Genomic DNA, 2343 nt, shown 5'->3' on the forward strand with positions numbered 1-2343 from the left:
CAGCGCGCGGGCAATCGCCACGCGTTGTTGCTGGCCGCCCGACAGGTTGGCGGGCCAGGCGTCGCGCTTGTCCAGCATGCCGACCTTGCGCAGCAGTTCCTCGGCGCGGGCGCGGGCGCGGTCCAGCGGCCACTTCTGTACCGTCAACAGTCCTTCCATGACGTTGCCGATGACGGTCTGGTGCGGGAACAGCTGGAAGTTCTGGAATACCATGCCGGTCTGCTTGCGCACGCGCTGGACCTGATCGCGCGACAGCTTGCGGCCGGGCTCGAACTGCACTGTTTCCGGTCCGATCTCCAGCGTGCCGCGGTCCGGCACTTCCAGCAGGTTCACGCAGCGCAGCAGGGTGCTTTTGCCGCTGCCGGACGGACCGATCAGGGCGGTGACGCTGCCTTCGGCGATGCTCACGTCCACCTGCTTGAGCACGGGATTGCCGCCGAACGCCTTCTCTATCTTTTCCAGGCGGATCATCGGTTTTTCTCGTTAAAGACCGCATGCTGGCCGAAGCGCCGTTCCAGGCGGACCTGCGCGGCGGACAGGACGGAGCTGAACACCAGGTAGATCAGCGCAGCCTCGGTGTACAGGATCAGCGGTTCATAGGTGACCGCGGCGATGCGTTGCGCGGCCTGGAAGATCTCGGGCACGGTCAGCACCGCCGCCAGCGAGGTGTCCTTGACCAGCGCGATGAAGGAATTGGACAGGGGCGGCACGGCCACCCGCGCCGCCTGCGGCAGGATGGTCCGGCGCAGCGCCTGCGCGCGCGTCATGCTCAGCGAATAGGCCGCTTCCCACTGGCCCTTGGTGATGGACTCGATGGCGCCGCGTATCACTTCCGAGTTGTAGGCGCCGACGTTGAGGGTGAAGCCGATCAGCGCGGCGGGCAGCGGGTCCAGCACGATGCCGACGCTGGGCAGGCCGTAGAAGATCACGAACAGCTGCACCAGCAGCGGCGTGCCGCGGATCAGCCACACGTAGAAGCGCACCAGGGCCACCAGCGGCGCCGGGCCGAACAGGCGGATCAGCGCCACCACGAAGGCCAGCGCCAGGCCCAGCGCAAACGACATCAGCGTAAGCGGAACCGTGAACATCAGTCCCGCGTGCAGCAGCGGCCAGAACGAGTCCAGCATCAGCTGCACCCAGGCCGGCACCGTCAAGTTGCCGAGTTGCGCCAGCAGCCAGTCGGGCAGGACGGATTGCAGCCAGGGGGGTAGCGTCATGTGCGCTCCGCTTGTTTATTGCGCCGACAGGTCCGTGCCGAAATACTTGACCGAGATGGTCTTGTAGGTGCCGTCCGCCTTGATGTCGGCCAGCGCCTTGTTGATGGCGGCCTGCAGCTCGGGGTTGCCCTTGCGGAGCAGCACGCCTGAATTGCTGAATTCGGCGGTCTTGTCGGTGGCGGCGATCTTTACCTTGGCATTGGGCTTCTGCTTCTTGAAGTCCAGGAACGACAGGTTGTCGTTGACGGTGGCTTCGACCCGGCCCGAGGTCAGCAGATCGATGGCTTCATTGAAGCCCTGCACCGCGATCACTTCCGCGCCGTGCTTTTGCGCCAGCTTGCCGAAGTTGCTGGTCAGCGTGTTGGCGGATTTCTTGCCCTTGAGGTCGTCGAAGGACTTGATGCTGGTGTTGTCGTCGCGCACGATCAGCACGGCGGCCGACGAGATGTAGGGATCGGAAAAGTCGTACTTGGCGCGGCGCGCGTCGGTGATGCCGACCTGGTTGATCACCGCGTCGTAGCGCTTGGCGTCCAGGCCGGCGATCAGGCCGTCCCACTTGCCTTCGACGAATTGCGCCTTGACGCCCAGGCGTTCGGCGATGGCGCGGCCGATGTCCACGTCAAACCCGGTAAGCTGCCCGGATGCGTCATGGAAAGTGAAAGGGGCGTAGGTGCCTTCGGTGCCGATCTTGAACACGCCGGCGGATTTGATCTGGTCCAGTCCGGATTGGGCGTGGGCCGCGGACAAGGCGGCGACCTGGACGAGGCCGGCGACGAACAGCGTACGGAAGAGTTTCATGGCGGTGCTCCACGGATGGCAGATATCTCGGTGGAGAGCATCCGGGCCTGCAATGCCCTCCGGCGTAGCCGCACTCTAACAACGCGCCTATTTTTCCACAAAGCATAAGGAATAGTAAAAATATAGCTGCAAGTCATATGGTGATGCCCATGCCCCGGCGCCTGACGACCGGGGTTCATCCAGGCAGGACTTAGATGGAGATCGGTGTGGAACAGCAATGGAACAGGCGGGCTTTCATGATGGCGGCCGCAGGCGCGGCGGCGGCAAGCGCAATGCCCGCCCAGGCCGCGGACGGCACGCGGCTGATGCCGGGCAGCGGCAGCATCAC

General features: G+C 64.5%; 3 protein-coding genes. All 3 read right to left on the reverse strand.

Going from position 1 to position 2343, the window contains the following annotated elements; all coding sequences use genetic code 11:
* A partial coding sequence (locus VIR09_RS09600) for an amino acid ABC transporter ATP-binding protein (protein WP_332012650.1) occupies nucleotides 1–471 on the reverse strand: 471 nt, incomplete at its 3' end.
* Nucleotides 468–1148, reverse strand: a complete 681-nt coding sequence (locus VIR09_RS09605) for an ABC transporter permease subunit (RefSeq protein WP_041656162.1) — start codon at nucleotides 1146–1148, stop codon at nucleotides 468–470. The genes VIR09_RS09600 and VIR09_RS09605, both read right to left, overlap by 4 nt.
* Before the next feature lie 84 nt (nucleotides 1149–1232).
* A complete protein-coding gene (locus tag VIR09_RS09610; RefSeq protein ID WP_332012651.1) occupies nucleotides 1233–2015 on the reverse strand; it encodes an amino acid ABC transporter substrate-binding protein in 783 nt (260 codons plus the stop codon).
* Nucleotides 2016–2343: the final 328 nt, after the last annotated feature.

Source organism: Achromobacter sp., assembly GCF_036567245.1.
Taxonomy (GTDB): Bacteria; Pseudomonadota; Gammaproteobacteria; order Burkholderiales; family Burkholderiaceae_B; genus Achromobacter.

Bases quoted from the DNA above. Each gene is read 5' to 3' on its own strand.
- VIR09_RS09610 (WP_332012651.1), bottom strand. From the start codon at position 2,015: ATGAAACTCTTCCGTACGCTGTTCGTCGCCGGCCTCGTCCAGGTCGCC.